The organism is uncultured Cyclobacterium sp., assembly GCF_963976465.1.
Lineage (GTDB): Bacteria > Bacteroidota > Bacteroidia > Cytophagales > Cyclobacteriaceae > Cyclobacterium.
The window spans coordinates 1-4,792 of the sequence record NZ_CAXBOC010000443.1 but is presented as its reverse complement, the minus strand read 5'-3'; the positions used below and the strand labels follow the sequence as shown (position 1 = coordinate 4,792).

Genomic DNA, 4,792 nt, shown 5'->3' with positions numbered 1-4,792 from the left:
CAGAGAAACTTTTTATGATGGATACATTGTCAATGCCATATTGGATGCTGCCTTTTTATCAGCTAAAAGCAAAAATTGGGAGCAGGTAATCATAGAGGATTGGCGCGGAAATGAAGGAAATGAGGAGGAGAAGGCATATATAAGCCACGACGCAGAACACTTTTTAATTAAAAAGGAAATTTTGCCCAATGGAGATGAAAAACTGATCTTGAAACACAAAGAAACCGGTAAGTTGATCCAAAGGACCTTAAATAATTAACCATTTATACCCTCATTTTGCTGTAAGTCATAATATCCTGCTTTTTTAATAAAAAATCCAATGCGCCGAACTAAGTTTTTGCAATAATTAGGTTATTATTGCGCAGAAAATTAAATATTTTATTAATTACTTGTCAAATGCTCAATTTTTAGTTTTGACGGTAAGCGGAATGAATCATGCGAAAGAGTTTTACTTTATTATTAGTACTATTATTGGCCATACCCGGGATGGCGCAAAAAATCAATGATGACTACAGGTTAAATATTAAACGAGCCAGTTCTCCAATAATTATAGATGGAGTAATGGATGAACAGGCTTGGGCTGATGCCGATGTAGCCAAAGATTTTTACATGATTCTACCCATTGATACAAGTTATGCTGAAGTTAAGACTGAGGTTATGATGACCTATGATGATGACAAAATCTACCTATTGGTAATTAATCATCATGGAGAAGAAGGACCTTATTATGTAGAATCTCTACGAAGGGATTTTACCTTTGGTAAAAATGACAATTTTTTGCTATTCATGGATACTTTTGATGACCAAACTAACGGGTTTTCCTTTGGAGCCAATGCCGCGGGAGCACAGTGGGATGGTATCATGTATGGAGGTGGAAGTGTGGATTTAAGTTGGGACAATAAATGGTTTTCTAAGGTTCAAAATTACCCCGACAAATGGGTTTTTGAAGCAGCCATTCCTTTTAAATCCATACGGTATAAAAAAGGAATCAAAGAATGGGGAATTAACTTTAGCCGAAAAGACCTCAAGTCAACAGAAAAATCTTCCTGGGCCCCTGTTCCTCGTCAATTCCCTTCTGCCTCATTGGCTTATACCGGTATTTTGGTATGGGACGAAGCACCACCGGAACCTGGTATGAACGTATCTGTGATTCCTTACGTAATGGGAGGGATGGTGAAAGACAATGTCAGAGATTTACCATCAGATTATCAAAACAGAGTGGGGGTAGACGCTAAAATTGCCGTTAGTTCCTCTTTAAATTTAGATTTGACGGTTAACCCCGATTTTTCACAGGTTGAAGTAGATAGGCAAATTACAAATCTTGATCGTTTCGAATTGTTTTATCCGGAGCGGCGTCAATTTTTCCTGGAAAACGGAGATCTATTTGCCAGTTTTGGTTATGAAACCATCAGGCCGTTTTTCTCCAGAAGAATTGGGTTGAATGCACCCATTCAGTTTGGTGCCAGGCTAAGTGGGAAAATCAACAAGGATTGGCGTATAGGCGCCATGAACATGCAAACCGGAAAAGTGAGTGAAACCAATACTCCTTCGCAAAATTATACCGTTCTTGCCGGTCAAAGGAGGGTTGGACAAAGATCAAATATAGGTGTAATTTTTGTTAATCGGACCAATATTGGAAGCATTCCAACTGGAGGAGAAGGGGTAGAAAACCCAATAGCCAGTTATAATAGAAATGCCGGTTTGGAATACAATTTGGCCTCTTCTAACGGGAAATGGACAGGAAAAGCTTTTTATGTCAAATCGTTTAGCCCTATAGTTTCCAATGAAAGTGCCGTACATGCTGCCAATATTAAATATTTGGGAGGGAATTTGATTTGGGAATGGAAACACGAATATGTAGCGCCCAATTATTTGGCCGAAGTAGGCTATGTACCCAGAAACGGCTATTATCGAATTAATCCCAATGCTTCTTATTTATTTTTCCCAAAAAGTAAATTAATTCTAAACCATGGGCCAACAGTTAATACCTCCTTGTTTTATGACATGGACCTGAACCAAACAGACAATATTACTTCACTTTCCTATGGGATTAAATTTAGGAGTCAAAGTGTGCTGACAGCAAAATATGCCTACAATCACATCGTCTTACAACAAGAATTTGACCCTACCAATTATAGTCAAAATACCCTTGATGCTTTTACAGAACATCAGTGGAATGCTTACGGTTTGGAGTATATTTCTAAGCCCCAAAGCTTATTTACCTATACACTTTCATCTCAGTATGGGGGCTACTTTGCTGATGGGGAAAGGTTAAACCTCGCCGGTGAAATTGGTTACCGTTTTCAACCTTATGTAGGCCTGTCTATAACTGGAAATTACAACCAAATAGACCTGCCCGAACCATGGGGAAACACCAAGTTTTGGCTGGTGGGACCTAGGGTAGATGTTACCTTTACCAATACCCTTTTCTTTACAGCTTTTGGACAATACAATGAGCAAATAAACAATATCAATCTAAATACAAGGTTTCAATGGAGATTTAAGCCTGCATCGGATCTATATTTGGTCTATACAGACAATTATGTTCCCGCGCCATTTTACGTAAAAAATAGAACATTGGCATTAAAATTCACCTATTGGTGGACTTTATAAAACCCATTGGGAGTTACCATGAAGTAACTCCCAATAATTTTTCTCCCAAGGGACTTAGCTTTGCTCTTGGGTACTTTATTTTCTCCCATTCTCTAGGATCCCCCGGAAAAGCATAACCTGCAGGGGCTACCTTATTTTTCCAGGACGTGATTCTCCAATTTCGCTTTTCCTCATTGTCTTCCTCAGCAGGCATCATGGAAATATACTGGGCCATGCGGACCTGATCTTCACTAATATTTGGTCGGATGCCATGAGGGAGTTTGCTATTAAAAATCAACAAATCCCCTTCCATTAACTCTACTTTTTCCAATTCAAAACCACTGATATCAGGCTTAAAACGGTCCCTATCTTTTGGCTGCCCCTTTTTCCATGTTTCATAGCTCCGATAAAGTTCAGGCACACATTGAAACCCGCCAACATCTTTATTGTTTTGGTCATTCAATGCCACGAGACCTTGAACATTTTGAGGGTTGGTTTCAGGGTCATAATCCCAGTGGATAAAACCTTTGAACTCAAACCCCGGTCTGGAAGGAAGATTGAGGTTGGCCCTATCTATGCTTACCCAGAGCTTATCCATGCCCCAAATATCAGTAAAAGCTTCATAAACTTTTGGGTATTGCCTGATGTCCCATAAGTATTGGTGGTTGTAAATTTCCGCCATGCCACTGTTGGTTAATTCTTTCATCTCCATATCTATAGAAGGTTTGGCATACCAGCTAGACATGTCTTCCGGATCTTTTTCCTCAAATTCCCATAATAGTTGAGACAACCTTGCAGTATAAGATTTAGGAACTGCCTGAGGAATGATCACATATCCATTTTTCATCCAAAAATCCCAATCTGACTCAGTCAATATTTGTAATGCCTTTCCATTGGATCTGTCATTCAAGTGGAATTTGCTTGAATAAGCTGTGGAAGGATTGCCTGGAATATCTTTGTGGTCTTTATTGCTGTCCATATCGAAAGTTTATTTAAAGAAGAATACCCCTAATCAATTTAAAAAATGTCTTAATCCAATTCAATTTTACCGATAAAACCATTTCCCTATGAAACTATTTTGGTGGAATTCAGTAAGAATATTGATGCAATGCCGAGTAAAAGTTAACAATTTTATTTAGTTTCTCCAATGAGATCAGCCATGAAGCAAATTCTTGACTTGATCTGCCTATATTTCCATTAATATAATTTAGTTTTAGCTTACCTTTCACAATGCTTACTTTTAATTATGATACCAAATCAGCTCAAGCAATTCTATAAACCCATGCGTCTATGCTTACCTTTTATCCTCAGTTTATTTTTTATTGGCCATCTAGAAGCGCAACGAAGTGCTTCGGTTTATCATGGCCTTTTGAAGCTTCAGGAGACCAAAAAAGTATTGTATGTAGCTGCCCATCCTGATGATGAAAATACCAGGCTTATTGCTTACCTGGCCAATGAAGAAATGGCCGATGTGGCCTATCTATCTTTAACACGAGGTGATGGTGGACAAAATTTAATTGGTAAAGAGCTTGGGATGGAACTAGGGATGATTCGGACCCAAGAGCTCCTAAAAGCAAGGGAAACGGATGGGGGAAAACAGTTTTTCTCTCGAGCTATTGATTTTGGCTATAGTAGAAACCCCAATGAAACCTTGGACAATTGGGATCGGAAAAAACTATTGTCGGATGTGGTTTGGGTCATCCGTAATTTTCAGCCTGATATAATCATTACCAGGTTTAATACTACCCCGGGAATAACCCATGGTCACCATACCACTTCTGCAATTATTGCAGGGGAAGCATTTAAGGTTTCCGGAGATCCCAACGTTTTCCCTGAGCAATTGGATCATGTAAAACCCTGGTCTGCCAAAAGAATCTTTTGGAATGCATACAGTTGGGGTGGGGTATATGATCAAAAACCCGGTAAAAAGTATTTTGAATTTCCTGTAGGTAGTTTTAACCCTATATTGGGTATGACTTATTCTCAAATCGCAGCCAACAGTAGAACCATGCATAAATCACAGGGATTTGGTGCCACGGCTAGTATTGGTAGGGAAATGGATCTTATCGAACTGGTGGACGGCAAAACCTTTGATGTTTCTCCTTTTGAAGACTTGGAACCACGTTGGCTACAGCTTTCCAATGGGAATTTAATTGCAGATAAAATCAGCCATTTGATCAATTCCTTTGACTTTGTGGCG

At 39.0% G+C, this 4,792-nt stretch carries 3 protein-coding genes and 1 pseudogene; 3 read left to right on the top strand and 1 reads right to left on the bottom strand.

The window, feature by feature from the left end:
• A pseudogene (locus AAC037_RS19865) lies at positions 1–259 on the top strand (gfo/Idh/MocA family oxidoreductase); the annotation flags it as partial.
• A 176-nt stretch (positions 260–435) separates the two neighbouring features.
• Entirely contained in the window at positions 436–2,613 is a 2,178-nt protein-coding gene (locus AAC037_RS19860) for a DUF5916 domain-containing protein (RefSeq protein WP_339905067.1), read from the top strand.
• Positions 2,614–2,626: 13 nt separating this feature from the next.
• On the opposite strand, the gene AAC037_RS19855 is transcribed toward AAC037_RS19860, so the two are convergent.
• Entirely contained in the window at positions 2,627–3,571 is a 945-nt protein-coding gene (locus AAC037_RS19855; protein ID WP_339905066.1) for a phytanoyl-CoA dioxygenase family protein, read from the bottom strand.
• A 267-nt stretch (positions 3,572–3,838) separates the two neighbouring features.
• Here AAC037_RS19855 and AAC037_RS19850 point away from each other — a divergent pair.
• Positions 3,839–4,792 (top strand): PIG-L family deacetylase (locus tag AAC037_RS19850; protein ID WP_339905064.1); only part of this gene is annotated, 954 nt, incomplete at its 3' end.

Bases quoted from the DNA above. Each gene is read 5' to 3' on its own strand.
- AAC037_RS19855 (WP_339905066.1), bottom strand. From the start codon at position 3,571: ATGGACAGCAATAAAGACCACAAAGATATTCCAGGCAATCCTTCCACA.
- AAC037_RS19860 (WP_339905067.1), top strand. From the start codon at position 436: ATGCGAAAGAGTTTTACTTTATTATTAGTACTATTATTGGCCATACCC.